Annotated in this window: 26 protein-coding genes; 11 read left to right on the top strand and 15 right to left on the bottom strand. The window is 64.9% G+C overall.

The window, feature by feature from the left end:
• Position 1: 1 nt before the first annotated feature.
• The 4 genes from AAFG16_RS44420 to AAFG16_RS44405 all read right to left on the bottom strand — a co-directional run bounded on the left by AAFG16_RS44420 (position 2) and on the right by AAFG16_RS44405 (position 2,148).
• On the bottom strand, positions 2–568 hold the full coding sequence (locus AAFG16_RS44420) for a F0F1 ATP synthase subunit B' (RefSeq protein ID WP_283082469.1): 567 nt from the start codon (positions 566–568) through the stop codon (positions 2–4).
• 61 nt (positions 569–629) lie between these two features.
• The gene (locus AAFG16_RS44415; RefSeq protein ID WP_018643436.1) at positions 630–857 is read right to left on the bottom strand and encodes a F0F1 ATP synthase subunit C; all 228 of its coding nucleotides are present in this window, start codon (positions 855–857) and stop codon (positions 630–632) included.
• A 53-nt stretch (positions 858–910) separates the two neighbouring features.
• On the bottom strand, positions 911–1,660 hold the full coding sequence (locus AAFG16_RS44410; protein WP_080133417.1) for a F0F1 ATP synthase subunit A: 750 nt from the start codon (positions 1,658–1,660) through the stop codon (positions 911–913).
• Between the two features lie 113 nt (positions 1,661–1,773).
• Entirely contained in the window at positions 1,774–2,148 is a 375-nt protein-coding gene (locus AAFG16_RS44405; protein WP_283082468.1) for an AtpZ/AtpI family protein, read from the bottom strand.
• Positions 2,149–2,223: 75 nt separating this feature from the next.
• Here AAFG16_RS44405 and AAFG16_RS44400 point away from each other — a divergent pair, with 75 nt between their 5' ends.
• From AAFG16_RS44400 to AAFG16_RS44390, 3 genes are all read left to right on the top strand, one after another.
• The gene (locus tag AAFG16_RS44400; protein ID WP_342735424.1) at positions 2,224–2,466 is read left to right on the top strand and encodes a hypothetical protein; all 243 of its coding nucleotides are present in this window, start codon (positions 2,224–2,226) and stop codon (positions 2,464–2,466) included.
• Positions 2,467–2,502: 36 nt separating this feature from the next.
• Positions 2,503–3,036, top strand: coding sequence for a hypothetical protein (locus AAFG16_RS44395; RefSeq protein ID WP_342735422.1), 534 nt, complete (start codon positions 2,503–2,505; stop codon positions 3,034–3,036).
• A gap of 166 nt (positions 3,037–3,202) precedes the next feature.
• A complete protein-coding gene (locus AAFG16_RS44390) occupies positions 3,203–3,676 on the top strand; it encodes a secondary thiamine-phosphate synthase enzyme YjbQ (RefSeq protein ID WP_342735420.1) in 474 nt (157 codons plus the stop codon).
• A 67-nt stretch (positions 3,677–3,743) separates the two neighbouring features.
• Here the strand turns inward: AAFG16_RS44390 and AAFG16_RS44385 are convergent, their stop codons facing one another.
• Positions 3,744–5,369, bottom strand: a complete 1,626-nt coding sequence (locus AAFG16_RS44385) for an MFS transporter (RefSeq protein ID WP_283082464.1) — start codon at positions 5,367–5,369, stop codon at positions 3,744–3,746.
• A 339-nt stretch (positions 5,370–5,708) separates the two neighbouring features.
• Between AAFG16_RS44385 and AAFG16_RS44380 the strand changes: the two genes are divergently transcribed.
• Positions 5,709–6,380, top strand: a complete 672-nt coding sequence (locus AAFG16_RS44380) for a response regulator transcription factor (RefSeq protein ID WP_283082463.1) — start codon at positions 5,709–5,711, stop codon at positions 6,378–6,380.
• Positions 6,381–6,485: 105 nt separating this feature from the next.
• On the opposite strand, the gene AAFG16_RS44375 is transcribed toward AAFG16_RS44380, so the two are convergent.
• Positions 6,486–9,326 (bottom strand): winged helix-turn-helix domain-containing protein, encoded by a 2,841-nt coding sequence (locus tag AAFG16_RS44375; protein ID WP_342735417.1) that lies wholly within the window; start codon positions 9,324–9,326, stop codon positions 6,486–6,488.
• A gap of 198 nt (positions 9,327–9,524) precedes the next feature.
• On the opposite strand from AAFG16_RS44375, the gene AAFG16_RS44370 reads away from it, so the two are divergent.
• The 4 genes from AAFG16_RS44370 to AAFG16_RS44355 all read left to right on the top strand — a co-directional run bounded on the left by AAFG16_RS44370 (position 9,525) and on the right by AAFG16_RS44355 (position 12,483).
• A complete protein-coding gene (locus tag AAFG16_RS44370) occupies positions 9,525–9,944 on the top strand; it encodes an organic hydroperoxide resistance protein (RefSeq protein WP_342735415.1) in 420 nt (139 codons plus the stop codon).
• 32 nt (positions 9,945–9,976) lie between these two features.
• A complete protein-coding gene (locus tag AAFG16_RS44365; RefSeq protein ID WP_283082460.1) occupies positions 9,977–11,005 on the top strand; it encodes an alpha/beta hydrolase in 1,029 nt (342 codons plus the stop codon).
• Positions 11,006–11,077: 72 nt separating this feature from the next.
• Positions 11,078–11,641, top strand: a complete 564-nt coding sequence (locus AAFG16_RS44360) for a cytochrome P460 family protein (RefSeq protein WP_283082459.1) — start codon at positions 11,078–11,080, stop codon at positions 11,639–11,641.
• A gap of 17 nt (positions 11,642–11,658) precedes the next feature.
• Positions 11,659–12,483, top strand: a complete 825-nt coding sequence (locus AAFG16_RS44355) for an SDR family NAD(P)-dependent oxidoreductase (protein WP_342735413.1) — start codon at positions 11,659–11,661, stop codon at positions 12,481–12,483.
• A 13-nt stretch (positions 12,484–12,496) separates the two neighbouring features.
• Here AAFG16_RS44355 and AAFG16_RS44350 read toward each other — a convergent pair whose 3' ends face one another.
• Together AAFG16_RS44350 and hemA are read right to left on the bottom strand one after the other, a co-directional pair.
• Positions 12,497–16,006 (bottom strand): PAS domain-containing hybrid sensor histidine kinase/response regulator, encoded by a 3,510-nt coding sequence (locus tag AAFG16_RS44350; RefSeq protein ID WP_283082457.1) that lies wholly within the window; start codon positions 16,004–16,006, stop codon positions 12,497–12,499.
• A gap of 378 nt (positions 16,007–16,384) precedes the next feature.
• Positions 16,385–17,614, bottom strand: coding sequence for a 5-aminolevulinate synthase (gene hemA, locus AAFG16_RS44345; protein ID WP_342735410.1), 1,230 nt, complete (start codon positions 17,612–17,614; stop codon positions 16,385–16,387).
• 339 nt (positions 17,615–17,953) lie between these two features.
• Here hemA and aroQ point away from each other — a divergent pair, with 339 nt between their 5' ends.
• Positions 17,954–18,385, top strand: a complete 432-nt coding sequence (aroQ, locus tag AAFG16_RS44340; RefSeq protein WP_283082455.1) for a type II 3-dehydroquinate dehydratase — start codon at positions 17,954–17,956, stop codon at positions 18,383–18,385.
• Positions 18,386–18,584: 199 nt separating this feature from the next.
• On the opposite strand, the gene AAFG16_RS44335 is transcribed toward aroQ, so the two are convergent.
• From AAFG16_RS44335 to AAFG16_RS44320, 4 genes are all read right to left on the bottom strand, one after another.
• On the bottom strand, positions 18,585–19,646 hold the full coding sequence (locus AAFG16_RS44335) for an MBL fold metallo-hydrolase (protein WP_342735408.1): 1,062 nt from the start codon (positions 19,644–19,646) through the stop codon (positions 18,585–18,587).
• 219 nt (positions 19,647–19,865) lie between these two features.
• On the bottom strand, positions 19,866–22,019 hold the full coding sequence (locus AAFG16_RS44330) for a methyl-accepting chemotaxis protein (RefSeq protein WP_342735406.1): 2,154 nt from the start codon (positions 22,017–22,019) through the stop codon (positions 19,866–19,868).
• A 165-nt stretch (positions 22,020–22,184) separates the two neighbouring features.
• Positions 22,185–22,910, bottom strand: a complete 726-nt coding sequence (locus AAFG16_RS44325) for an outer membrane protein (RefSeq protein WP_342735404.1) — start codon at positions 22,908–22,910, stop codon at positions 22,185–22,187.
• Positions 22,911–23,133: 223 nt separating this feature from the next.
• Entirely contained in the window at positions 23,134–23,454 is a 321-nt protein-coding gene (locus tag AAFG16_RS44320) for a hypothetical protein (protein WP_283082451.1), read from the bottom strand.
• A 183-nt stretch (positions 23,455–23,637) separates the two neighbouring features.
• Here AAFG16_RS44320 and AAFG16_RS44315 point away from each other — a divergent pair, with 183 nt between their 5' ends.
• Positions 23,638–23,922 carry a hypothetical protein gene (locus AAFG16_RS44315; RefSeq protein ID WP_283082450.1) on the top strand — a complete coding sequence of 95 codons (285 nt, stop codon included), beginning with the start codon at positions 23,638–23,640 and terminating at the stop codon, positions 23,920–23,922.
• 12 nt (positions 23,923–23,934) lie between these two features.
• On the opposite strand, the gene AAFG16_RS44310 is transcribed toward AAFG16_RS44315, so the two are convergent.
• The 3 genes from AAFG16_RS44310 to AAFG16_RS44300 form a co-directional block, all read right to left on the bottom strand.
• Positions 23,935–24,864, bottom strand: a complete 930-nt coding sequence (locus AAFG16_RS44310) for an AEC family transporter (RefSeq protein WP_283082449.1) — start codon at positions 24,862–24,864, stop codon at positions 23,935–23,937.
• Positions 24,865–25,011: 147 nt separating this feature from the next.
• Positions 25,012–25,221 carry a hypothetical protein gene (locus AAFG16_RS44305; RefSeq protein ID WP_027561994.1) on the bottom strand — a complete coding sequence of 70 codons (210 nt, stop codon included), beginning with the start codon at positions 25,219–25,221 and terminating at the stop codon, positions 25,012–25,014.
• Positions 25,218–25,394, bottom strand: a complete 177-nt coding sequence (locus AAFG16_RS44300) for a hypothetical protein (protein WP_283087162.1) — start codon at positions 25,392–25,394, stop codon at positions 25,218–25,220. The genes AAFG16_RS44305 and AAFG16_RS44300 overlap by 4 nt, the downstream gene beginning before the upstream one ends.
• Between AAFG16_RS44300 and AAFG16_RS44295 the strand changes: the two genes are divergently transcribed.
• Positions 25,381–25,566: a hypothetical protein gene (locus tag AAFG16_RS44295; protein ID WP_342735400.1), complete on the top strand. Its 186-nt coding sequence runs from the start codon at positions 25,381–25,383 to the stop codon at positions 25,564–25,566. The genes AAFG16_RS44300 and AAFG16_RS44295 overlap by 14 nt on opposite strands.
• The last annotated feature ends 184 nt before the right edge of the window (positions 25,567–25,750 follow it).

The raw sequence follows: 25,750 nt of genomic DNA, 5'->3' as shown, positions 1-25,750 counted from the left end.
ACTAACCCTTCAAGGACGCGTCAACGGCGGCACTGACCGACGCCGCATCCGGAACGATGCCGGTGAGCTGCTGCACGATCTGGCCTGCCGCGTCGGCCGCGATGCCGCGGACGTTGCTCATGGCGGTCGTGCGGGTCGAGGCGATGGTCTTCTCCGCCTCGGCGAGCTTGGCCGCCAGCTGCTCTTCCAGCGTCTTGCGCTCGGCTTCCGCCTGCGCATTCGCCTTGTCGCGGGATTCGTTGCCGATCGCCTGCGCCCGCGAACGCGCTGAAGCGAGCTCGCTTTCATAGGCCTTCAGCGCTGCCTCGGACTGGTCCTTCAGCGCCTGCGCCTCAGTGAGGTCACCCTCGATCTTGTTCTGACGCGCTTCGATCGCACCGCCGACCTTGGGCAGAGCGAGCTTGGACACGATCACGTAGAGCAGGACGAAGAAGATCGCGAGCGACACCAGCTGCGAAGCAAAAGTGCTGCTCTCGAACGGCGGAAAACCGCCGGCGTGGTGACCGCCATCGGCTTCGGTGTGAGCGCCCGCCGCCGGACCTTTTGCCCCGCCATGACTCTCGGCCATGGAGTACTCCTGTTGCTGTCACGCGCCGCTTCGGATGAAGCGGCGCGGAAGAAGTCGTTCTTTAGAAAACGAACAGCAGAAGCAGAGCGATCAGCAGCGAGAAGATGCCGAGCGCTTCGGTCACGGCGAAGCCGAAGATCAGGTTGCCGAACTGGCCCTGAGCGGCGGACGGATTGCGGACGGCTGCGGCGAGGTAGTTGCCGAAGATCACGCCCACGCCGACGCCCGCACCGCCCATGCCGATGCACGCGATGCCCGCGCCGATAAGTTTTGCTGCTGCCGGATCCATTTTAGACTCCTTGGAAGAAAGATTGGGTTGTGGGTGGAAATTCCCCGGACCGCTCAGTGTCCCGGATGAATGGCGTCGTTGAGGTAGATGCAGGTCAGGATCGCAAACACATAGGCTTGCAGGAACGCGACCAGAATCTCGAGCGCGTACAGCGCGATCGTGAGAGCCAGCGGCAGCACGCCGCCGACCCAGCCGATGGCACCGAGGGAGAAGCCCAGCATGGCGACGAAGCCCGCGAACACCTTCAGCGCGATGTGGCCGGCCAGCATGTTGGCGAACAGACGAATGCTGTGCGAGACCGGCCGCAGGAAGAACGACAGGATCTCGATGAACATGACCAGCGGCAGGATGTAGCCCGGGACGCCGTGAGGAACGAAAATCGAGAAGAACTTCAGGCCGTTCTTGGCGACGCCGTAGATCAGCACGGTGAAGAAGACCAGCAGCGCCAGTCCTACGGTGACGATCAGGTGGCTCGAGACCGTGAAGGTGTAGGGGATGATGCCGACCAGGTTCGAGACGCAGATGAACATGAACAGCGAGAAGATCAGCGGGAAGAACTTCATGCCTTCCGCGCCGGCCGTCGAACGGATGGTGCTGGCTACGAATTCGTAGGAGATCTCGGCGACCGACTGGAGGCGCCCGGGAACCAGCTGCGTGCCGCTGGCAAGCATCAGGATCGAGATGATGGCGACTGCCACCAGCATGTAGAGCGATGAATTGGTGAAGGCGATCGTGTGATTGCCGATATGGCCCAGGGTGAAGAGAGGCTCGATGTTGAACTGGTGGATCGGGTCGATTTTCATCAGCGCGGCATCTCTTGGTCTGCCGGGCAATGCCGGCGGGTCTCGGTCTGCCGGCCGGGCCGGCCCGCACCGGCGAAGCCGGCACGATCATTCCTCTCCTGTGTGGATCGGCCTTACGAACCACCGCGCCTGTTTTGACCCGCGCCCGCCGATCTCACCACATTCACCACGCCGGCCACGAAGCCGAGCAGCAGGAACACGATAAACCCGAAAGGCGACGTCGACAGCAAGCGGTCGAACCCCCAGCCAATCCCCGCTCCGACAGCGACACCGGCGACCAACTCCGAAGATAACCGAAAACCAAGCGCCATCGCCGAGGCTCTGGCCGCTCCGTCTCCACCGTCACCTGTGGGTTGCTCGGTCTTGATGTGGCGGCCGCGAATTTCGGACAACCGCTTATCAAGACTTCCGAGCCGTTCGGAAAGCGCAGCTTCCTCGGGCGATCTATCGCGATTTCCATTCTCGTCGTGTCCCGTGTCTTGAGCCATGCCACGAAGACCAGAAACGCCGCGGTTGAATGGAAATTACGCCCGCCACCCTCAAAAGCCGCGCGGACCATACTGATGGCCTATAATCAAGTCAAGCCAAGTCACGATTGCGTCTCTTTCTATTATCTAACTGATTTTATTGGCGATATTGGCGTGAGCGGCCGCGCTGCGCACAGCGTGACGCCGCACCGCAGCAGCTCTCGGCAGGATCGGCGGAAGCGGTCGCCATTTCGCCGTCCTGCCGGGATCAAAGGGGCCGACGCGATCGTTGATGCCGCAGGCGCGTTTTGGGCGGCGGATTGCCCGGCCGGGGTGTAGAATTGCGAAAGCGCCACCGGCGCGTCGGAGAGCGCGATGAGACCTGCGAAACCATCCACAACAACCTGCACGGCATCTTGGCTTGCAGCGATGGCGTTCGCCGCGGCGATGACCGCCGGCGGCGGCATCGTTGCCGCCCAATCCGCGCCTGACAGTGAAAACGGCCGTTACAGCATGACGCCGATCCCCGAGGGCGTGCTGCGGCTCGATACCCGCACCGGCACGGTGACGACCTGCACCAAGAACGGCGCGGGCTGGGCCTGCTACGCGGTGCCTGACGAACGTGCCGCGCTCGACGCCGAGATCGGCCGGCTCCAGGCCGAAGTCGAGAAGCTGAAGGGGCAGCTTGCGGCCGGGCCGACCGTTTCGGGCAAGATCGACGAGGCGCTGCCGAAAACCGATCCGCTCAAGAAGGCGGAGCCGAAGGTCGCCGAGGGCGACCGCAAGATCGAGATCCCGCTGCCGAGCGACCAGGACATGGACCGCGTGATGTCGTTCCTGGAAAAGGCCTGGCGCCGGCTGATCGACATGGCGAACCGCGTGCAGAAGGACGTGTCGGGGAGGATTTGATGCGCGACGAGCTGTCGTAGGGTGGGCAAAGGCGCAAGGCGCCGTGCCCACCATCTTGATATCGTCGCGCAGATTGGTGGGCACGCTTCCGCCTTCGCTCTTCGAGCCACGGCGGACAAGCCGCTTTGCCCCACCCTACGGCAGCTTCCAGAGTTGAGAGACTTCGATGACATCAGCCAAATCCATGACCCGCTCGGCGCCGTCGTCGGTGCAAGCCACCACGATCGCATCGTCGCTGCTGACGGTGCAGACGCCGGGCCGCGGCTTCACCGATCTCACAAGCGAAGCCGCGAAATTCATCGACGAGGCCCGCGCGGGTGAGGGCGTGTTGACGCTGTTCATCCGTCATACCTCTGCCTCGCTCACGATCCAGGAGAATGCCGATCCGTCCGTGCTGGTCGATCTCACCACGGCACTGTCGCGTCTTGCGCCCGAGAATGCCGGCTGGACACACGACACCGAAGGACCGGACGACATGCCCGGGCATGTCAAGACGATGCTGACGCAGACCTCGCTTCAGGTGCCGGTCCTGAACGGCAGGCTCGCGCTCGGCACCTGGCAGGCGATCTACCTGATCGAGCATCGCGCCCGCCCGCACCGGCGCGAGGTGGTGCTGCAATTCATCGGCAGCAATCAATAGCTTTCCAAAATGAAACCGGCCGCGGATCGCTCCGCGGCCGGTTCGTATTGTCGATCGCTAGCGTCGATCAGGTCGCCCTGATGTCGACGTCCTTGGTCTCGGGCAGGAACAGGAAGCCGATCACGACGGTGATGGCCGCGAAGACGACCGGGTACCAGAGACCCGCATAGATATCGCCGGTCGAGGCCACGATTGCGAAGGCGGTTGCCGGCAAGAGGCCGCCGAACCAGCCGTTGCCGATGTGGTAGGGCAGCGACATCGAGGTGTAGCGGATGCGGGTCGGGAACAGTTCGACCAGCATCGCGGCGATCGGGCCGTACACCATGGTGACGAAGATCACCAGGATGAACAGCAGCCCGATGGTCGCGGCCACCTGCGGACGGAAGATGTCGAACGGATGCGCCATCTTCACGATGCCCGCATCGCCGGTCTTGGGATAACCGGCCGCCTGCACCGCGGCGAGAACGGCGGGGTTGCTGTCCTTGGCGGTCGCGTACGGAACTTCCTTGCCGTTCACCACCACCTTGACGCCGGAGCCGGCCGGGCCCGACGTGGTCGAGTACTTGACCGACGACTGCGACAGGTAGGCGCGCGCGGTGTCGCAAGGTGCGGTGAAGACACGGGTACCGACCGGGTTGAACAGGTCGCCGCAGCCTGCGGGATCCGCCACCACCTCGACCTTGACCGATTCGATCGCCTTTTCCAGTGCCGGGTTGGCGTTGGTGGTGATCATCTTGAAGATCGGGAAGAACGTCAGCGCTGCGATCAGACAGCCGCCGAGGATGATCGGCTTGCGGCCGATCCGGTCGGAGAGCATGCCGAACACGATGAAGAAGCCGGTGCCGAGCAGCAGCGACCAGGCGATCAGGAGGTTGGCGGTGTAGCCGTCGACCTTCAGGATCGATTGCAGGAAGAACAGCGCGTAGAACTGGCCGGTGTACCAGACCACGCCCTGGCCCATCACGCCGCCGAGCAGCGCGAGCAGCACGAGCTTGCCGTTCTGCCAGTTGCCGAAGGCTTCCGTCAGCGGCGCCTTCGAGCTCTTCCCTTCATCCTTCATCTTCTGGAAGATCGGGGATTCGTTGAGGCGGAGCCGGATCCAGACCGAGATGCCGAGCAGCAGCACCGAGACCAGGAACGGGATGCGCCAACCCCACTTCGCGAACTCGGCCTCGCCGGTCGCGGTGCGGGTGAACAGGATCACCAGCAACGACAGAAACAGGCCGAGCGTCGCGGTGGTCTGGATGAAGGAGGTGTAGTAGCCGCGCTTGCCGTTCGGCGCGTGCTCCGCGACATAGGTCGCCGCACCGCCATATTCGCCGCCGAGCGCCAGGCCCTGGGCGAGGCGCAGCGCAATCAGGATGATCGGCGCCGCGATGCCGATCGTCGCCGCGCTGGGCAAGAGGCCGACGATGAAGGTCGACAGACCCATGATCAGGATGGTGACGAGGAAGGTATATTTGCGGCCGACGATGTCGCCGACACGGCCGAACACGATCGCGCCGAACGGCCGGACCAGGAAGCCCGCAGCGAACGCAAGCAGGGCGAAGATGTCGCGTGTGGCCGGCGGATAGTCCGAGAAGAACTGCACGCCGATGATCGAGGCGAGCGAACCGTAGAGATAGAAGTCGTACCACTCGAAGACGGTACCGAGCGAGGAGGCGAGAATGACGAAACGTTCGTCCTTCGTCATCCCTCCCGCGCCTGTCTGAGACACAGCCATTGTCGACATGTTGAGTCGCTCCCCGAAATGCGTTTCCTCGCGCCCCGGATGTCCGAACATGCCGGATCAACCCAGGTCTTGCCCGCAAGGTAACATCGGCGTGAAACCCGCCCCAATACGACTTTCGGCCTTGCGCACTGACGCGCACCTGACGGCGCGCAGCCTCCAACCGGCACGATAGTGCTCGACTTTGGATTAACCCCGTTCCCGCAAAGGGATATTGTCTGCTTGCATGCCACGGCGGGTCGGGGAAGAATTGACCGAGGCCCCGGACCGGCTTACTGGCCGGTGATTGCCAGCAAGAGAACGATGAACGCTCCCTCGACCCATCTCGTCATTGCCGATGACCATCCCTTGTTCCGCGACGCGCTGCGGCAGGCGGTAGCGGGCGTCCTGACCTCGGCCAGGATCGACGAGGCCGGATCGTTCGAGGATTTGACCGGGCTTCTGGAACAGGCCTCCGACGTCGACCTGATCCTGCTCGACCTCTCGATGCCCGGGATCTCCGGCTTTTCCGGCCTGATCTATCTGCGCGCGCAATATCCGGCGATCCCGGTGGTCATCGTCTCGGCTTCCGACGACAATGCCACGATCCGCCGCTCGCTCGATTTCGGCGCCTCCGGCTTCATTCCGAAGCGGTTCGGCGTCGAGACGCTGCGCGACGCCATCCTCAAGGTGATGGAGGGCGACGTCTGGGTTCCCGCCGACACCGACCTCTCCGCCGCCGCCGATCCCGACACGACGCGCCTGCGCGACCGCCTGGTCACGCTGACGCCGCAGCAGGTGCGGGTGCTGATGATGCTGTCGGAAGGGCTGCTCAACAAGCAGATCGCCTATGAGCTCGGCGTGTCCGAGGCGACCATCAAGGCGCATGTCTCGGCGATCCTGCAAAAGCTCGGCGTCGAGAGCCGCACCCAGGCCGTGATCGCGGCGGCCAAGATCGCCGGCGGCCAGTGGAAGCAGGGCACCCCGACGGGGTAGAGCATCATCCGGAAAAGTGCGCAGCGGTTTTCCGAAAAGATCATGCTCAAACAATAACCTAAAGCGCGATGACGATTCGTCCTGATCTCATCGCGCTTTAGTCCGCTACAGCGTCGACAGCAGCGCGTCGGCCGCCCTGATATCGGCCGTTTCGGAGCCATCGGCGAAACCTTCGAGCGCCGCTTGGAGCAATTGCCTTGCGTCCTTGCGGCTGCGCCGTTCAGCAAGAAGCTGCGCAAGATCAATCGCCGCTCGCAGCTCCCAGGCTTTCGCGCCCTTGTCGCGGCTGAGCTTCAGCGATCGCATGAGGCAGGCCTCCGCGTCCCCGGTATTCGGCTCCGGTAGCGACAGCAATACCTTGGCCTTCATCCGCAGCAGTTCGGGCATGTAGAGATGATCGCCGTTTTGCTCGACGAGGTGGATCGCGTCGTCGATCTGGCGTGCGCTCTGCTCGATCTGGCCGAGCGCCAGCAGGCCGTGGACCTGAGCGATGTTGAGGGTCGTGGTGAGCAGCTCGTAGCCTGCGTCGTGAAGCTCGCCCAGGCAGGCGCTTATCGTCTCGACACCGCCCGCGGCATCGCCGCGCCGGATCGCCAATTCGCCTTTGACGCCGCGGCCGACTGCGAGATACGGACCCATCGAGCGCGAATTGGCATGTGCGATGAAACGGTCGATGTTCGCTTCGGCGGCGTCGAGATCTCCGTTCCAGAGATCGATCGACACTGCCCAGATCAGCGCGATGCAGAGCGTGATCGGATGGTCCATCTGCGCAGCCTCGGCGATCGTCTGCTGCGCCAGTCGTGAAGCGTCCTTGGGCCGGCCCTGCAACCAAAACTCTCGTGCCAGCGAGATGCCGGCCCGGTTGCGGTGATCGAAGCCGTACACCGTGCTGATGCGCTCCGTGCCGGGGCCCTGCCAAGCCGCTTCCAGCATCGTCAGCGCGTCGCGATGCTCGCCGGCCAGATGCAGAGAGACACCCAGGAGCGACCTTGCGAGCGCAATTGAAGCGGCATCGCCGAGAGCTTCGGCGACCTTGAGGCTCTGCTGGGCATAGCCGAGCGCGGCGTCGAACTGTCCCATTCGTTCGTGGAAGATATGCATGCGGCCGAGCAGCTGGAGCTGGTTCGGCGCATCGCCGCGCCCTTCGGCGATCGCAAGACCTCTCGCCAGTGCCCCACGCGCTGCTTCGCTGCCGCCGCGCGTGAACATCAAGGTCAGGCCGAGCGCGGCCTGGATGTGCATTTCCTCGGCGCTGCCGCGCGTGGACGGATCGATCGCAAGCAGTGCCCGTTCCGACCAGCGCCGGCATTCGATCAGCAGCGACATCGCCAGGAACAACGGGGATGCCGAGGCCGCGAGCGCGATGCCGATGCCGGCATCGCCGCCCGCGCCAAAGCACCAGTCGAGCGCGGCGCGCACATTGTGAAGCGCGGAGAAATGGATCGCGCGCTCGTCGGCGCTCGGCACGGTGGCCCATATCGTCCCGGCCTGCTCCAGCCATCGCCGATAGTAGGTCGCGTGGCGGGCCGCGAGTGCCGCCTCGTCGGGCTCGATCTCGAGCAGATAGGCCCGCGTCGTGTCGAGCAGGCGATAGCGCATCATGGCGCCGATCGGGCGCGGTGCGACCATCGACTTGGCGACGAGGCTGTCGATGGCGTCGAACAGGCGGGAGCGGTCGACGCGCTCGTCCGGCACGACCTCCAGCGCGGCGTCGATGGTGAAGTGGCCCGCGAAGACCGCGAGGCGGCGCAACACCAGGCGCTCGGTGTCGGACAAGAGGCCGTAGCTCCAGTCCAGCGTCGCCTGCAAAGTCTTCTGGCGCGGTGGCGCGGTGCGCTGGCCCTGCCAGAGCAGATTGAGACGCTCGTCGAGCAGCGTGGCCGTCTGCTCCAGGCCGTAGGCTTCGACCCGGCCCGCGGCGAGCTCGATCGCCAGCGCCATGCCGTCGAGCTTGCGGCAGATGTTCGCGACGATCGCGGCATTGGCATCGTCGAGCGCGATCTGCGCGCCGCCGGCTGACGCCCGCTCGAGGAAGAGCTGCAGCGCTGGATAGGTCTGTGCTGTCGTCGCCGTCAGCTCGCTGCCGTCGGGCGGAACGGCAAGCGGCGCCAGCCGATAGACTTGCTCGCCCTCGACGCGCAGGGCTTCGCGACTCGTGGCGAGGATATGGACATGCGGCGCGGCGTGGAAAATCTCCGCTGCGAGCGACGCCGCAGCGGCGATGACATGCTCGCAATTGTCCAGGATCAGCAGCATCCGCTCGTCCTGAAGATGGGCGAGCAGCGCGGGCAGCGGGTCGTCGGCCTGCGCCGGCAGGCCCAGCATCAGCAGGATCGAGGTGGTCACAAGATCGGGATCGCTTAGCGCAGCAAGGTCAACGAAGTGCGCGGCGCCGGAGAATGTCTCGAGCAGGTCGTAAGCAATCGCCACGGCGACAGCGGTTTTGCCGACCCCACCGGGGCCGGTGATCGTCACGAATCGCGAGGTCGTGAGCCTGTCAGAGATGGCTGCAATCGCATCGTCACGCCCGACCATCCGCTGCAGCCGGTTCGGCAGTTTCACCGGCGGCAGCTCGCGCCGCGGTGCTGTGCGACGTTCTGCCTGAATCTCCGCTTGCGAGATCGGCGCAACGAAGCAATAGCCGCGGCCGGAGAGCGTGGTGATGTAGCGCGCGCCGTCTTTGCCGTCGCCGAGGGCTTTGCGAAGTGCCGCAATGTGAAAGCGCAGATTGGCTTCCTCGACGGCCATGCCGGGCCAGACTTGCGCCATCAGGTCCCATTTGCTGATGACCTCGTTCGGCTGCGACATCAGCGCGATCAGCGTATCGAAGCTCTTGGCACCCATCGGCAGCGCGACGCCGTCGCGCGTGACGAGCCGCTCATGCGGCGTCACGATGAATGGCCCGAACGACAATGTCGATGCCGCGGGCGCGGCCGGTTCAGTCATCACGAAATCTTGCTCATTTGCAGGACCGCATAACGAGCGGGCGTCGATCCGGCAAGACCGGCTTTGCATCGGCATCAGACCGCGTCTGCAGGGCCTCCCCGACCGGGTTCCCTGCCGGTCTCACAATTTCTCACAACTCCCAACGGGCGCGCTGCGGAGGTGGCTGCTAGTCAGGTGCGCGACGGCAAGGAGACTTTCATGACGCAAGCGGCAAAGCTGATCTACACGGCGAGGACCCACACCAGCGGCGGACGAGGGGACGGCATGTCCCGCAGCTCCGACGGCCGCCTGGATGTCAAATTGTCGCCACCGGGCGGAGCATGCGTCGGCACCAACCCCGAGCAGTTGTTCGCGGCCGGCTGGTCGGCATGTTTCGAAGGCGCCATGGAGATCGCCGCGCGGAAGCGCAAAATCGTGCTTCCCAGGAAAAGCGCGATCGATGCGGAAATCGACCTTCTCCATGACGATGGCACTTACGCTCTGCGGGCGCGCCTCAATGTCAGCCTGCCGGGCCTCGATCACGAGGTCGCGCGCGGCATCGTCGATGAGGCGCACCAGACCTGTCCTTATTCCAGGGCCGTGCGCGGCAATATCGACGTCACGGTCGCACTGATCTGACCATCACCAACCACCAACCGGGTAGCACCATCATGAAGCAGCTCATCGACCAGCATCGTCGCAAGTTTTTTGGCGTCGCCGCAGGGACCGTCGCCGTCGGCCTCGGCGTGATCGACCTCGCCCTCGCCCAAACCGAAGCGCAGCGATCCCGAGCATCGAACGCGTCCTTCGGCCCGATCAAGCAGATCGATGCCGGCGTCCTCAACGTCGGCTATGCCGAGGCTGGCCCGTCGAACGGTCCCGTCGCGATCCTGCTGCACGGCTGGCCCTACGACATTCACGCCTTCGTCGATGTCGCGCCGATCCTGGCAAAGGCCGGCTATCGCGTCATCATCCCATATCTGCGTGGTTACGGCTCGACGCAGTTCCTCTCCAGCGAGACGCCGCGCAACGGCGAGCCCGCTGCAATGGCCGTCGACATCATCGCGCTGATGGACAAGCTCGACATCAAGACGGCGGTCGTCGCCGGCTTCGACTGGGGCGCGCGCACCGCCGACATCATCGCTGCGTTGTGGCCGGAGCGCTGCCGCGCGCTGGTGTCGGTCAGCGGCTATCTGATCTCGAGCCAGGCCGCGGGAAATGCGCCGCTGCCGCCGTCGGCCGAGCTGCAATGGTGGTACCAGTTCTATTTCGCGACCGAGCGCGGCCGCGCCGGATACGAGAAGTACACGCATGATTTCGCAAAGCTGATCTGGAAGCTTGCCTCGCCGCAATGGAAGTTCGACGACGCGACGTTCGACCGGAGCGCGGCGGCGCTCGACAACAAGGATCATGTCGCGATCACGATCCACAATTACCGCTGGCGGCTCGGGCTCGCCCAGGGCGAAGCAAAGTACGAGGAGATCGAAAAGAAGCTCGCCGCAGCTCCCGTGATCCGCGTTCCGACGATCACGATGGAGGGCGACGCCAACGGCGCGCCGCACCCCGATCCCAGCGCCTATGCCAAGAAGTTCGAGGGCCGGTACGATTTCCGCCTGATCACCGGCGGCATCGGTCACAATCTGCCGCAGGAGGCACCGGAAGCGTTTGCCAAGGCTGTCATCGACGCCGAGGGCACCTGAGCATTCATTTGACGCCTCGGTCCAGCGCGGCTGGACCGAGGACGTGCCGCGCCCCAAGCATAAAGAAACCTCATGACGTCCAGCGAACCTGAAATGAAAAAGCGCTTCGGCGCCACGGCGATCACATTGGCCGTGCTGCTTCTTGTCGTTCTCCTGACCTGTGTGCCCTATCTGGTCTCGATCGCTCTTGCTGAAGGGCCGGCGCAAAGCAATCCGGCCGACGCCTCGCCGATCTTCGGCGTCACGATTCCTGACGGGTACAAGCAGTGGGAGCTGATCGCGCCGGCCGAAGAGGCCGCGCCGCTCGACGAGCTTCGCGCTGTTGTCGGCAACCAGACCGCAATCGAGGCCTATCAGGCCGGCAGGCTGCCGTTCCCCGACGGCACCATTCTGGTCAAGCGCGCCTGGAAGCGGAAACAGTCGCCCGAGTTCGCATCCGCGACAATTCCCGGCGCCGCCACCACGGTGCAGGTGATGGTCAAGGACGCCAAAAAATATGCCTCCACCGGTGGCTGGGGCTTTGGCCGCTTCGTCAATGGCAAGCCGGTGGATGAGGCGCAGCACCGCACCTGCTGGGGCTGCCACGAGGCCCGCGCCAAGAGCCGCGATTACGTGTTCACGCGGCTCGCGCCCTGAGCGCTCGGGAGACGGTCATGTCGAAGACCTGGTTCATCAGCGGCAGCTCGCGCGGGCTCGGCCGCGCCATCACCGAAGCGGCGCTTACGGCGGGAGATCGCGTGGTTGCATCGGCCCGGGACACGAGGCCGCTCGAAGCCTTGCTTGAACGCTTTGGCGACAGGCTGCGGCTTGCAACGCTCGACGTGACCGACGAGGTCGCCGCGCAGACGGCGATCGGCTTTGCGGTGGAAGCATTCGGTGGTCTCGACGTGGTCGTGAACAATGCCGGCTATGGCGATCTTGGATCGGTCGAGGATACGAGCCTGGCATCGTACCGGCGGCAGATCGAAGCGAACTTGATGGGCACCATCATCGTCACCAAGGCCGCGATTCCCGTGCTGCGCCAGCAGCGTCGCGGGCACATCGTGCAGGTCTCGTCCGTTGGCGGGCGGATCGGTGCTCCGGCCCGAGCGGCCTATTCGGCCGCGAAATGGGGAATCGAGGGATTCTCGGAATCGTTGGCGCGCGAGATGGCGCTGATCGGCGTGCATGTGACGATCGTCGAGCCCGGCGGTTTCCGAACGGGCTTTGCTCAGGCCGCGCATGACACCGACGAGGGGCGTCCGGAGTACGACGCGGTGGTCGGCGCCGCCGTCCGGATGCAGCGTGATTACGATGGCCGCCAGCCAGGCGACCCGGCCAAGGCCGCTGCTGTCGTGCTGAAGCTTGCCAACATGGATCGCCCGCCTCTGCGCATCGCGCTCGGCAGCGATGCCGTCAGCGCCATCGCGGCGACCGACCGGCAGCGTCTCGACGAGCTGGAGAGGTGGCGCGCGCTCAGCGTCTCCACGGACTTCTGAACGTCCGCGCGTCTCACTCCGCCGCCACCATCTGCTGGGTGCGCCACTGGCCGAGCAGGGCGCGCAGCGAGGCCGGCTTCACCGGCTTGTTGAGCACCGCGATCTTCTCGTCGCGGGCGGCGACCTGCACGGCGGGGCTGCGGTCGGCGGTGATCAGGATCGCGGGGATGGTATCGCCGAAGCGGCGGCGGATGTCGCGGATCGCGGCGATGCCGTTGCCGCGGTCGAGATGATAGTCGACGAGCAGGCCGGTGACGCGGCGGCCGGCTTTTTCGATCGCCGCGATCGCACCCTCGGGATCGGCGACCGCAATCACCTCGGCGTCCCAGGCTTTCAGCAGCGTGCGCATGCCGTCGAGGATCGCCGCGTCGTTCTCGATGCAGACGATCAGGGCGCCCGAGATCGGCGTGCGGGCCAGCGGCGTCGCGCTGGTCACGGCGGCCGTATGTGTGACCGCCTTCGCCGTCGGCACCGTCACGGAGAACACGGAGCCCCCGCTTTTGTTGCCGTCGATGGCGATGCCGTGCTTGAGCACGCGCGCCAGCCGTTCGACGATCGAGAGGCCGAGCCCGAGGCCGCGCGCGATCCGCGCGCCCTGTTCGAGGCGGTGGAATTCCTTGAAGATCTCGGCGCGCTTGGCCGAGGGAATGCCGACGCCGGTGTCGTAGACGCAGATCTTGAGCGAGGGGCCGCGGCGGCGGCAGCCGACCAGCACGCGCCCGCGCGGGGTGTATTTGATCGCGTTGGAGATCAGGTTCTGGAGCAGGCGCCGCAGCAGCAGGCGATCGGATTCGACCGGAAGCGAGCAGGGCACGAAGGCGAGCGCGAGACCCTTGGCGCGCGCGATCGGCGCGAACTCGATCTCCAGCGAGCGCATCAGATCTGCCATCCTGAAGCTCGAGATCGAGGTCGCCATCGCGCCGGCATCGAGCCTCGAGATGTCGAGCAGCGCGCCGAGGATCTCCTCGATGGCTTGCAGCGATTCGTCGATGTTCTCGACCAGCCGCGTCTCCTCGCCGCTGTGCTGGCGCTCGATCAGGCTCGTGATGTAGAGCCGCGCCGCATTCAGCGGCTGGAGAATGTCGTGGCTGGCGGCTGCAAGAAAGCGTGTCTTGGAGCTGCTGGCGTCCTCCGCCGCGCTCTTGGCCCGCGCCAGCTCGGAGTTCAGCCGCGTCAATTCCTCGGTGCGGTCGCGCACGCGCTTTTCCAGCGACGCATTGGCACGCTCCAGGGCTTCCGCAGCCTCGAAGGTCGGCGTGACGTCGGTGAAGGTGATGACGAAGCCGCCGCCGGGCATGCGGTTAGTCAGCACCTCAATCACCATGTGGCGTTCCGGCAGGCGCTCCAGATAGGGCTCGCTGTCGGTGGTGTAGGCCACGAGCCGCTGCTCGATCATCGCCTCGCGATCGGTGTCACCGGCCAGATCGCTCACGCCCATGAATTCCAGGATCTCGCGCAAGGGCGTGCCGAACTGGATGAAATGCGGGGGGACGTTGAGGAGGTCGCCGAACTGCCGGTTGGAGCAGATCAGTTGCAGATCGGCGTCGAACACCGCGATGCCCTGACGCACGTGGTTGAGCGCGGTCTGGAGGATCTCGCGGTTGAAATGCAGCGCGGCATGGGAATCGTCGAGCAGCTTCAGCGCGGCTTTCGCCGACACCGTGCGCTTGCGCAGCAGCAGCGACATCACGAGGCGCGAGGAGGCCGCACCGATCGAGGAGGCGATCAGGTGCTCGGCGTGCTGCAACAGCTCGAAATCGGCAGGCGCCGCAGGCTCCAGCCGCATGTTGCGTCTGGCCGAGAAGGCCTCGAACGAATGCCGCGCGCGGTCCGGCCCGAGATATTGCGCGACCGTGGTCTGGATGTCCTGCACCGTGACGGTGGTGCGCCAGCGGCGGAAGCTCGGCGAGATCGGCGCGAGCGTGTTGGGCACGAACAGATCGGCCTGCACCAGCTCGATCGACGAGGGCTGGCGCGCCAGCGACAGCAGCACATAGGTGAGGATGTTGAGCGACAGCGACCAGATCACGCCATGCATCAACGGCGGCAGGTCGGCGCCGAACAAGGCCTGCGGGCGCAGCGCCTCGATTCCGAACGGGCCGTGCTGGAGCAGCAGGATGCCTGTGGTCGAGGAATCCATGAAGCTCGGCATGAACAGCGTGTAGAGCCACACCGCGAAGCCGACCATCATGCCGCCGATTGCGCCGCGCGCGGTCCCCCGCCGCCACAACAGACCGCCGAAGAAGCTCGGTGCAAGCTGGGCGATGGCGGCAAAGGAGAGCAGGCCGATTGCCGCGAGCTGGGTGTTGCCGAGCGCGCGATAGTAGAAATAGGCCATCACCATGATGGCGAAGATCGCCAGGCGCCGCGAGCGCAGCAGGAAGTCGCTGAAATCGGCCCCGCCGGTGCGTCCCTCCGGCCGCCGTTGCAGCACCAGGGGCACCACGAGGTCGTTCGAGACCATGATCGACAGCGCGACGCATTCGACGATTACCATCGCGGTTGCCGCCGACAGGCCGCCGACGAAGATGGCGACGCTGAGCAGGTCCGCGCCTCCCTCCATCGGCAGCGCCAGCACATACATGTCCGGTTCAGCCGTGCCGAACGGGAAGGTGACGAGACCGGCGAGCGCGATCGGAATCACGAACACGTTGATGGCGACGAGGTAGAGCGGAAACAGCCAGCGCGCGCGGCCGACCTCGGCATCGGATGAATTCTCCACCACGCTGACGTGGAACTGGCGCGGCAGCAGCATCACCGCGCACAGCGACAGCAGCGTCATGGTCAGGAAATTGCCGATCGACGGCGAATAGTTGATGGCGCGCACCGCCTCCGGCGTTTTCATCGCGCGCTCGATCAACTCATGGGGCGAGAACATCCAGAAGGTGACGAAGATGCCGGCGGCGAGAAAGGCGACCAGCTTGACGATGGATTCGGTCGCGACCGCCAGCATCAATCCGTGCTGGTGCTCGGTGGCGTCGGTCTGCCGCGTGCCGAACAGAACCGCGAAGGCCGCCATCGCCAGCGTCACCATCAGCGCCATGTCGCCCAGGATCGGGATGTGGGAGAACGCCTGGTCCTCGCTGAGGATGGTCTCCAGCGAGGACGCCACCGCCTTGAGCTGGAGTGCGATGTAGGGCACCGAGCCGATGATCGCGATCAGCGCCACGGTTGCCGCCACCGCCTGGCTCTTGCCGTAGCGCGCGCCGATGAAGTCGGCGATCGAGGTGATGTTGTGGGTTTTGGCGAGCTGGATCACGCGGCGGAGCACGCCGGCGCCAAGCCCGATCATCAGGATCGGGCCGACATAGATCGCAAGGAAGTCGGTCGAGGTGCGGGTGGCGAAGCCGACCGAGCCGAAGAAGGTCCAGGAGGTGCAGTAGATCGCCAGCGACAGCGGATAGATCAGCCCCGAGGCGCGGCCGGGCCCCGCCGGCGAGCGGCGGTCGCCATGGCTCGCCACCAGGAACAGGAAGCCGATATAGCCGAAGGCGGCGGCGATCACGCCCCAGTCGTGCAGCATGGCGAGCGTGCTTCTTCCTGGGCGCGCGAGGCGCCCGATCTCATTTTCCCTGCAAATCTAGCGCGTTGGACCGGTGGAGGCGACAGCGAAATGGCAGGGCAGGAGCGGGAACTGGGGGTGTCGTTAAGGTGCGTCGCCTGGGGCGTCTTGGCCCACCGAGAGAGTCCCCGTGTGGCACCCCTCTCCCTGACCCTCCCCCGCAAGGGGGGAGGGAACAGAGAGAGTGCCGATTGTCGCGGCGGCGACGAGCCAGGTCGGGGCGACAGATCAACGTAAGGTAGGCACACCTGCCTCGCTCCCTCCCCCCTTGTGGGGGAGGGTCGGGGAGAGGGGTAGCCCCGGGCTCGGTGAGAGTTATTCGGAGAGCGGCGAAAGCGCCTACTCCGCCGCGAGCGACTTCTCGCGCAGCGGCAGGCCGAGGCGATCCCACACTTGCAGCAGCGCTTCGGCGAGCTGATCGATCAGGCCGTCGTCATGATAGGGCGAGGGCGTGATGCGCAGCCGCTCGGTGCCCTTGGCGACGGTCGGATAGTTGATCGGCTGGATATAGATGCCGTGCTCTTCGAGCAGCAGGTCGGACGCCTGCTTGCACTTCTCGGGATTGCCGACGAACAGCGGCACGATGTGGGTGTCGTTCAACATCACCGGCAGCCCAGCGGCATTCAGGATCGCCTTGGTGCGGGCGGCGCGGTCCTGATGGCGCTCGCGCTCCCAGCTCGAGGTCTTCAGATGCTTGATCGCGGCGGTCGCGGCCGAGCAGATCGCCGGCGGCAGCGCGGTGGTGAAGATGAAGCCCGGCGCGTAGGAGCGCACCGCGTCGATGATCTGGCCGTTGGCGGCGATGTAGCCGCCGAGGCAGCCGAACGCCTTGGCGAGCGTGCCTTCGAGGATGTCGATGCGGTGCATGACGCCGTCACGCTCGGCGATGCCGCCGCCGCGCGGGCCGTACATGCCGACGGCGTGGACCTCGTCCACATAGGTCATCGCGCCATATTTCTCGGCGAGATCGCAGATTTTTGCGAGCGGCGCGACGTCACCGTCCATCGAATAGAGGCTCTCGCAGGCGATCAGCTTCGGCCGGGTCGGACCCGCAGCCTTCAGCTTCTCTTCGAGATCAGCCAGATCGTTGTGACGGAATACGACGCGCTCGCAGCCGGACTGACGGATGCCTTCGATCATCGAATTGTGGTTGAGCTCGTCCGACAGGATCAGGCAGTTCGGAATCAGCTTTGCGATGGTGGCGATGCCGGTCTGGTTCGAGACATAGCCCGAGGTGAACAGTAGCGCGGCTTCCTTGCCGTGGAGGTCGGCGAGCTCGGCCTCGAGCTGCACCAGCGGATGATGCGTGCCGGCGATGTTGCGGGTGCCGCCTGCGCCGGTGCCGACGCGGGTCGCGGTCTCGACCATGGCGCCGACCACCTTCGGGTGCTGGCCCATGCCGAGATAGTCGTTGGAGCACCAGATCACGACGTCGCGCTTGCCCTTGGGCGAGTGCCACACCGCGTGCGGGAACCGGCCGGCGGTGCGCTCCAGATCGGCGAAGACGCGGTAGCGCCGCTCGGTATGGAGGCGATCGAGGGCGGAATTGAAGAACTGGCTGTAATCCATCGGCAAAACCTGAGACGGAACTGACCAAAAGGGCCGCATCTTCTTAGAGCTTTTCCAGCTCTAATGTCTATGCGCTATCCCACATTTGGGGGTGAGGGGCATTTGGGCAAAATGCCCTATCGTGCGATTTGAAAGTTGATCCCGATCAAACTCGCGCGAGAGGTCATGTTGCTTTGCAGCATTAACCGCGTGCGGGTCTGGCCAGCCTTGGTCTTCCTTCGCGGCTCGGCACGCGCTTTCTTGACCGCGGCCGCCGGCTTTACCCAATCCGATTTTCGCAGCGCATGCGCCATTGGCCCTGAGAGCATGCTCAAACCAGGCCTTCGAAAGGACCTTTTCATGAAGCGCGTGATGATCCTCAACGGTCCCAACCTCAACATGCTCGGCATCCGCGAGCCGCACATCTACGGCACGACGACGCTCGCAGAGATCAATGCGAGCTGCGAAGACGCCGCCGCAAAGCTCGGGCTCAAGCTCGCCTTCCACCAGTCCAACCATGAAGGCGTGCTGGTCGACCTGATCCAGTCGGCCCGGCAGGATGCCGATGCGATCATCATCAATCCGGCGGGCCTGTCCTTCACCTCGGTCTCGATCATGGACGCGATCAAGACGTTCGAGGGCCCGGTGCTGGAGGTCCACATCTCCAACATCCACGCCCGCGACGAATATCACCGCCACTCGAAGATCTCGTTCGTGGCCACCGGCGTGATCTGCGGTCTCGGGCCGTTCGGCTACATCGCCGCGCTGCACGCGATCGCGAGTATGAAGTGAGCTGCTGGAGCCGCCGCTGCGCTCCCTCGCCCCGTTCTTACGGGGGCGTGACGAGCTTCGCTCGCGCTGAGAGCGTTGGGGTGAGGGGCTGCTTTGGCAAAGATGGTGAATTGGACTCGCGGAGAGTCCCCCTCACCCGGAATCCGCTACGCGCGAATTCCGACCTCTCCCCGCAAGCGGGGCGAGGTGAAGAAAGAGCTCACGTCGTCCTGAACTGGAGCACGCCGTCCTTCGTCTCCGCCGTCAGTCGGCCCTCGACGATCATGTAGTTGACGTGAGCGACGAGCTCGCCGGCGGCAAAGCCCATCTGGTGCTCGTCCAGCACATGCTTGTTGAACACGACCGGCACCAGGGCGCGCGAGGTCTGCGGCACCTCGCGGCAGGCCTCCGCGATCAGGCGGCAGCGTTCCTCGTGGTGGTCGGCGAGCTGCTTGATGCGGGTCTTCAGGCCGTAGAACGGCACGCCGTGGCCGGGCAGCACGAGCAGATCATAGGGCAGGGTGGTGGTGAGGCTCGCGAGCGAGGCCAGATATTCGCCGAGCGAATTCTGGTCGGGCTCGACCGCCCACACGCTGACATTGGGCGAAATCTTGCTCAGCACCTGGTCGGCGGACAGGAACAGCTTGTCGTCGGCGCAATACAGCATCACCTGGTCGAGCGCGTGGCCGCCGCCGGTGATCACCTTGAAACGGCGCGTGCCGATCACGACCTCGTCGCCATGCGAGATGCGGCGGTAGGACGGCGGCAGCACCGAGACGCGCTTGAGATAATCCTGGCCGCGGCCGAGCAGCTTTTCGGTGAGCGACTCGTCCATGCCGTGGCGGCGGAAGAACAGCCGCTGCGCCTCGCGCCGCTCCTCGGTGCCGCGGTTCTGGTGATAGACCGATTGCAGATATTCGACCTGCGACATCACCAGCGGGCAGTTGAAGCGCTCGACGATCCACCCGGCGAGACCGACATGATCGGGGTGCGAATGCGTCACGATCAGCCGCGTGATGTTGACGCCCTTCAGCGGCCCGTCGAACAGCTTGGTCCAGGCCTCGATCGTCTCCTCGTTACCGAAGCCGGCATCGACCATCGTATAGCCGTCGCCGTCGGCGAGCAGATAGATGTTCACATGGTTGAGGCGGAACGGCAGCTTCAGCCGCGCCCACAACACGCCGGGTCGGACTTCGACGACTTCGTCGTGGCCGGGATGCTGGTCCCAGGGATAGCGCAGCGCCTCGGCCGAGGACTGCACGGTGTCGGTTTTTGCGTTCATGCTACCGGCTTAAACCCAGCGCGGGCGGTGCGCCAGCCGAAAAAGGACGGGCCGTGGTCTCCGCATGGCGGTCATTCCGGGCGGTGTATTTCCGTGTGCCGGTTGAAGCCTGCCAAAAAACGCAGTCATTCCGGGGCGCGCGTGAGCGCGAACCCGCGAATCTGGAGGTTGTCGAGCGAGATTCCGGGTTCGGCGCGACGCGCCGCCCCGGAATGACAATCAGGCCGCCCGCATGTTGTTGAGGAACGCGTCGATCTCCCCGCGCAGCATGTCGGCCTCGCGGCGGAGCGCGTCCGATGCACTCAGCACTTCGCCTGCCGCCGCGCCAGCCTCGGCCGATGCGGTGGAGACGCCGACGATGTTGCTGGAGACCTCGCTGGTGCCCCCCGCAGCATGCTGGATGTTGCGGGCGATCTCGCGGGTGGCCGCGCCCTGTTCCTCGACCGCGGCGGCGATCGTCGTCGTGACGTCGTTGATCTCGCCGATGATCCGGCCGATGCCCTGGATGGCGCCGACCGCGGAGGTCGTGACCTGCTGCATGCTGGCGATCTGGGTCCGGATCTCCTCGGTCGCCTTGGCGGTCTGGCTCGCGAGGCTCTTCACCTCGGAGGCGACCACCGCGAAGCCGCGGCCGGCCTCGCCCGCGCGCGCCGCCTCGATGGTGGCGTTGAGGGCGAGCAGATTGGTCTGCGAGGCGATGGTCTGGATCAGGTCGACGACGACGCTGATGCGGCTCGCGCTGTCGGCAAGGCTCTGCACCGTGGTGTCGGTGGCGCCGGCCTCGTCGACCGCCTTCTTGGCGATCGCGGCGGAAGTGACGACCTGCTTGCTGATCTCCTCGATCGAGGACGACAGCTGCTCGGTGCCTGACGAGACGGTCTGTACGTTGACCGAGGTCTCCTCCGCAGCGGAAGCGACCGCGTTCACCAGCGCGTTGGATTGGTCGGCGGTGTTCGACATGCTCTGCGCGGTCGACTGCATCGAATTGGCCGATTGCGCCAGATTGTCGAGCGCGGTTCGCACGGCACCCTCGAACTCCGCGATCCTGGCTTCCATATGGGCGGCGCGTTCGGCCTTGGCGACGCGATCCTTGTCTTGCTCGCTCGCCAATGCGCGGGCTTCGATCATGCTGGCGCGGAACACCGTCAGCGTTTCCTTCATCGCGCCGATCTCGTCGTTCTGACGGGAGCGGACGATTTCGGTATCGAGGTCGCCGGCCGAGAGCAGCTGCATGGCGCGCTGAAGCTCGCGGATGCGGCGCAGGATGTTGCGGCCGACATAGAGCCAGACGAACAGCGCGGAGCAGACCAGCATCAGCGCGCCCAGCGCCAGCATGACCGACGTCGCGAGCGAAATCTCCTGCCGGGCCTGGAAGGTCGAGGCATTGGTCTCCTTCTGCACGCCGTCGACGAGCTGCTGCACGCTGATGCCAAGGCCGACATTGAGCTTGCGCGTCTCGTCCAGGATGGTCTGGCCGTAGTCGATGGAGTCGAGCTCCTTTTCACGCAGATTGAACACGCCGGTCTTGCCGGTGCCGAGCGCAAGCAGCTTTTCCGCCGTCGCGCGCAGCATCTTGTTACCCTCGTTGTCCGCCAGCAGATCGAGGTTCGACCGCAGGCGTCCTTGGGCCGTCTTGAACTCCTTCTGGATGTCGTCGAGCTTGTCGCTCGTGCTCGCCGACAGTGCTGCACTCATGTCGGCGGCGGCGAGATTGCCGCTGGCGACGACGTTGCCGAGCTGGCCGACGGTCTGCGCTGCTTCGGTGGCATCTTCGGCCGACAGGTTTGCCGAGCCGAGAATGGCGTTGACGCGGGTCTGCGCCTCCAGCATCGCCGGACTGGCTGCGCCGACGAACGCGCCCTGCGCGTTGCGTAGCGCGTCATATTGCTTGTCATGGAGGGCTGCGATGTCCAGCCGTTCGCGGGCGGCCTTGGCCAGGCTCTGGGCCGCCTCGTTGATGCTCTTCATCGTGTCGCTGAGTCCGGCGACGACGGACTTGTCGGCACCGAGCTCGATGATCTCGTTGAGTTTCTGCTGAGTCTGCTCCTGCAATTCCTTGAGCTTCTTGGTGCGCTCGTTGAGGGCTTCCTCGCTTTGAGCCGCGAGCAGGGCCGGTCCCTGTGCCGCAAGGCTGGCGCTTAAGGCCGACAATTGCAGGCTGGCGGCAAGGCGCGGAATGTCACGTCCGCTCAGCTCGGTCATGCGTCCGCCGAGATTCTGCAGCGCGAGGCCAGCGCCGGCTGCGATCACGAGGCCCATGCCCGCGATCACGCCGAAGGCCGCAAACAGGCTGCCGCGCACGCCCCATTTCGGCATCTTGAAGCGAGGCTTGAATCGACCGAGCAAGCGGCCAACGCCCAGACGGATCGCCATCGAAAATTCCCCCACGCTCTTGCTTCTATTTTGTGGCGCGCAGTATCCGCAGGGCCGGTTAAAAAATCGCAATTGGTGCAATTGCTTGCATTGGTTCCGCAGGGCGAAAAAAGAAGGGCCGGCGAGAACGCCGGCCCTTCGTCGGGATAAGACTTTGCTAACCGATCAGTAGCGCGCGACGGCCGGGCTCGCCCAATTGAAGCGGTAGTTGACGCCCGCCTTGATGGTGTGGTCGTCGGTGGTGAAGTTGCCGGTGCCCGTCAGCGGGCCTCCGGTGAAGTGCGCATCGCCGAAATTGTAGTACTGGTACTCGGCCTTGGCCGACCAGTTCGGGGCGAACATGTACTCGATGCCGGCGCCGACGGTGTAGCCGTTCTTGTGATCGCCATCGATGACGAAGGCGGTCGGCACGCCGCCGACGGTCACCTTCTCGTTGTTGTTCGAATAGGCGTAGCCGCCCTTCACATAGACGAGGCCCGGACCCCATGTGTAGCCGACACGGCCGGTGAGCGAGCCGAGGCCGCGCTGGTCATTGGTGTAGGCGATACCGCCCGGGAACACCGCGCCGACGCTGCCGGAGAGCCAGGAATATTGGCCCTCGACGCCGACCACGAAATTCGGGTTGAACTGCCAGTCCGCGCCGACCTGCACGCCGCCGAGGAAACGGCCGTTGCCGTTGTTGCCGGTGGAGAGGCCGTTGAAATTGTTGTCGCTGGAGAACGCGCCGCCGACATGGCCGCCGATATAGAAGCCGGTCCAGTTGTAGATCGGTGCGGCATAGGCCGGCGCGGGCGTCTTGTAGTAATTGCGATTACCGAGATCGGCGCCGACGGCCGGCGCGGCAGCGCCCGCCACGAGCAGCGCAACGGTCGCGATCAGAATCTTCTTCATAGTCCAAACTCCAGCACTAAAGGTCCCCGGCAGGCGCGCTGTCCGCGCCGCGTTGGTTTTGCAGATAGCTCGCTTTTGTCGAAAATGCTGTCACATCCGTGGCACAGCGGCACCCAACCTAACGTATTGGGCTGCAAATGATTTTCGTGCTTAATGGCGGCTTAAGAAATGCTGAAGGAAGGCTTAATTCGAAGCCGATCGAGCAACCTTCGCGCGGCTTCCGTTAACCAAGACGCCGCCGCGCCTCGTCGCGCATCTGTTCGCGGAACGCGGCGCGCCTGGCCGGCCGGTCTTCCTCGCGCACGTCGTGACGATCGAAGATGTCGAACTTCTCCATGATCGGATAGCGCTCGCTCGCCATCGCGAGCACGCGCAGCACCTTGGTCGCGGACGGTGACGGACCGCTCACCTCCCAGCGCCGGATGGTGTCGGCGCCGCCCTTCTCCGGCAATCCGCAAAGCTTTGCCATATCGGCTGCAGTGAGCGTCCGCCCGAGGGCATCGGAGAGGTCGTTGCGGAGCTGCTTCAGTTCGGCGCCGGTCATGCTGCTTTTCGTCCAGGGGACATCACTGAAGGCAAAGCACTAGCGCTGATTCGGGTCCATCCGAAGGCGGCCGTCCGCGTCGCCACATTCGCCTGTGCACGGAGTTATGAACGAGTGCCTATGGACATCGGCCGGCGAATGAACACATGGCACGAGGGGCTCCCAGCGATCGAGGGATCAGCCATGACCAGCATGAAACTCGCCATTGCCGCACTTATCACGACCGGACTGCTTGCCGCGCCCTACGCGGCTGAAGCGAAGAAGCACCGGTCCAGCCGGCATTACAGCACCAGCGTGGTGGCTCCGACCTATCGTGGCGTCGGCGCGCCGGTCGCGCAGCCCCAGGCCTCCTATGGCTCGTCCGGACAGACGGTCGGCACGGTTACTGCGCCGTCGATCGGAACGTACAACTGGCCGTCGGTCGGCGTGACCAATGCGGTGCCGACCTGGAGCAACACCACCCGATAGCGCCGATGTGGATCAGCGCGATCCGGTGGCGAGGCCCGAGAGCAGGTAGAGCGCGACCAGCAATGTTCCGACCGACAGCATCGTCGTGACCGAGACCGTGGCCGCAACCAGCTTCTCCTCGACCTTGTGCTCGTGCGCCAGCACATACACGGTCTTCGCCGTCGGCACGGCCGCGCAGATGACGGCGGCCACCGTGTAGAGCGGATTGAGGCCCAGGATCACGCAGAGCCCGTAGACGAGCAGCGGCATGATCACCAGCTTGATGGCGGCGAGTGCGAACGATGCCTTCAGGTTCGAGCGGAGGCCTTCGACCGACAGGCCGAGCCCGATGGCAAACAGCGCGCAGGGCGTGAGCGCGGCCGCGATCATGTTCAGATAGGCCGCGACGGCTGCTGGAATCCGCAAGCCCGTGATCGACCAGAGGAGGCCGATGAGGGTCGACAGCACCATCGGGTTGAGCAGGATCTGCCTTGCGAGGCCGGCGGAATGCGCAGGCTCGCGCGCGTTCCGCTCCAGCAGGATGACGGTGATCGGAAACATCACCGCGGCCACGAACACCGTCGCCACCGCGGCGGGCAGGACGGCGGGCTGGCCGTAGATCGCATGCAGGATCGGCAGCGCGACGAACCCGGTATTGGTCATCGCCGCCGCCATGCCGTGGATCGTGCTGCTGGCGAGATCATGCTTTCCGCGAACGGCGACGAAGACCAGCGCGAAGCAGATGAGGGAGCCGCCGCCGAACGCGAGCAGGAAGCGCCATTCCAAGAGATTGCGCGCCGGCTCCTGGGCGATGGTGACGATCAGCAGCGCCGGCATCGCCACGTTGTAGGCGAAATGCACCAGCGCATCGGCGAGCGAGCGCGAGAGATAGCCGAACTCGCCGGCGAGCCACCCGGTGACGATGATCGCGAATACGGGAAGAACGAGGCTGGCGACCTCCATCCGATTTCCCCCTGCTGCCAACGGTGCAGGGCAGGTTACTCCGGCAATGGATGGTCGTCACTGTGTTCGAGCCGTTCCTGGCTCGAAAGGTCGCCGGTCACGACAGCCGTGACGGCCGGACCGTTCGGAGAAAGCGGCCTCGCGCCGCTAAATGCCCCGGCCGTTCTGTTGACCGATCACGCAGCGCCACGCTGCCAGGCGCTCGGCCGGATGCTGGTTCATCCATTCGGCGAGCTGCGGCGCGCCCATCAGGCACGACTGCACCGAGACCTGCGCAAAGTCCGAGCTGGTGACGAGCTGCTCGTGACAATTGGTCGGAGAGGCGAGGCTGCAAAGCACGGCGATGATCTTGATCATGCGAGGTTGCCCCTGTCGCTCTGGCGCGCGTCGGCTCCGCTCGACTGATCGCCGGCCGGATCGGCCGGCGGGAAGATGCTGTCGTAAATCGCGCGCGCTTCCTGGATGAGGCGAAGACGTTCGCGCTCCGATTTCGACACAAACTGAATAACCTGGCCCATGTCGGCCTCCAATATGATCCTCGATCCATCATCAGATGATGGAAATCATTCCATGCGAATATGGGATGCCGGCTTCGTCGTTGCAGCCGTGCTGGCGGTCACAAGGGATAAAAAGCCCGTGACCGATCCGTTCCTGAGCGGAAGAGAATACCTCAGCAACGCCTCTGCCTCACGCCACGTCTGACAGAGCCGCTTCCCGGCATCGTGATGCAGTGTTGAGCCCCGCAGTACGATCGTGCCGCGGCACATTTTTGCGGGCTTGGAGTTGTACAATCGTTCAATGCACGAGCGGTTCGACCTGCCGAACGGCCGATGCGATCAAAGGACCGCGCTCGAAAGGATCAGTCATGACAAGAACAAGACGCGCT

This window comes from Bradyrhizobium sp. B117, from assembly GCF_038969555.1.
Classification (GTDB): Bacteria; Pseudomonadota; Alphaproteobacteria; order Rhizobiales; family Xanthobacteraceae; genus Bradyrhizobium.
Note: the sequence above shows the minus strand (reverse complement) of the source record. Positions and strands in the feature narration are given on the sequence as shown.

Coding starts and splice junctions, on each gene's coding strand:
- AAFG16_RS44420 (WP_283082469.1), bottom strand. CDS start 568: ATGGCCGAGAGTCATGGCGGGGCAAAAGGTCCGGCGGCGGGCGCTCAC.
- AAFG16_RS44415 (WP_018643436.1), bottom strand. CDS start 857: ATGGATCCGGCAGCAGCAAAACTTATCGGCGCGGGCATCGCGTGCATC.
- AAFG16_RS44410 (WP_080133417.1), bottom strand. CDS start 1,660: ATGAAAATCGACCCGATCCACCAGTTCAACATCGAGCCTCTCTTCACC.
- AAFG16_RS44405 (WP_283082468.1), bottom strand. CDS start 2,148: ATGGCTCAAGACACGGGACACGACGAGAATGGAAATCGCGATAGATCG.
- AAFG16_RS44400 (WP_342735424.1), top strand. CDS start 2,224: ATGGCCTATAATCAAGTCAAGCCAAGTCACGATTGCGTCTCTTTCTAT.
- AAFG16_RS44395 (WP_342735422.1), top strand. CDS start 2,503: ATGAGACCTGCGAAACCATCCACAACAACCTGCACGGCATCTTGGCTT.
- AAFG16_RS44390 (WP_342735420.1), top strand. CDS start 3,203: ATGACATCAGCCAAATCCATGACCCGCTCGGCGCCGTCGTCGGTGCAA.
- AAFG16_RS44385 (WP_283082464.1), bottom strand. CDS start 5,369: ATGACGAAGGACGAACGTTTCGTCATTCTCGCCTCCTCGCTCGGTACC.
- AAFG16_RS44380 (WP_283082463.1), top strand. CDS start 5,709: ATGAACGCTCCCTCGACCCATCTCGTCATTGCCGATGACCATCCCTTG.
- AAFG16_RS44375 (WP_342735417.1), bottom strand. CDS start 9,326: ATGACTGAACCGGCCGCGCCCGCGGCATCGACATTGTCGTTCGGGCCA.
- AAFG16_RS44370 (WP_342735415.1), top strand. CDS start 9,525: ATGACGCAAGCGGCAAAGCTGATCTACACGGCGAGGACCCACACCAGC.
- AAFG16_RS44365 (WP_283082460.1), top strand. CDS start 9,977: ATGAAGCAGCTCATCGACCAGCATCGTCGCAAGTTTTTTGGCGTCGCC.
- AAFG16_RS44360 (WP_283082459.1), top strand. CDS start 11,078: ATGACGTCCAGCGAACCTGAAATGAAAAAGCGCTTCGGCGCCACGGCG.
- AAFG16_RS44355 (WP_342735413.1), top strand. CDS start 11,659: ATGTCGAAGACCTGGTTCATCAGCGGCAGCTCGCGCGGGCTCGGCCGC.
- AAFG16_RS44350 (WP_283082457.1), bottom strand. CDS start 16,006: ATGCTGCACGACTGGGGCGTGATCGCCGCCGCCTTCGGCTATATCGGC.
- hemA (WP_342735410.1), bottom strand. CDS start 17,614: ATGGATTACAGCCAGTTCTTCAATTCCGCCCTCGATCGCCTCCATACC.
- aroQ (WP_283082455.1), top strand. CDS start 17,954: ATGAAGCGCGTGATGATCCTCAACGGTCCCAACCTCAACATGCTCGGC.
- AAFG16_RS44335 (WP_342735408.1), bottom strand. CDS start 19,646: ATGAACGCAAAAACCGACACCGTGCAGTCCTCGGCCGAGGCGCTGCGC.
- AAFG16_RS44330 (WP_342735406.1), bottom strand. CDS start 22,019: ATGGCGATCCGTCTGGGCGTTGGCCGCTTGCTCGGTCGATTCAAGCCT.
- AAFG16_RS44325 (WP_342735404.1), bottom strand. CDS start 22,910: ATGAAGAAGATTCTGATCGCGACCGTTGCGCTGCTCGTGGCGGGCGCT.
- AAFG16_RS44320 (WP_283082451.1), bottom strand. CDS start 23,454: ATGACCGGCGCCGAACTGAAGCAGCTCCGCAACGACCTCTCCGATGCC.
- AAFG16_RS44315 (WP_283082450.1), top strand. CDS start 23,638: ATGACCAGCATGAAACTCGCCATTGCCGCACTTATCACGACCGGACTG.
- AAFG16_RS44310 (WP_283082449.1), bottom strand. CDS start 24,864: ATGGAGGTCGCCAGCCTCGTTCTTCCCGTATTCGCGATCATCGTCACC.
- AAFG16_RS44305 (WP_027561994.1), bottom strand. CDS start 25,221: ATGATCAAGATCATCGCCGTGCTTTGCAGCCTCGCCTCTCCGACCAAT.
- AAFG16_RS44295 (WP_342735400.1), top strand. CDS start 25,381: ATGTCGGCCTCCAATATGATCCTCGATCCATCATCAGATGATGGAAAT.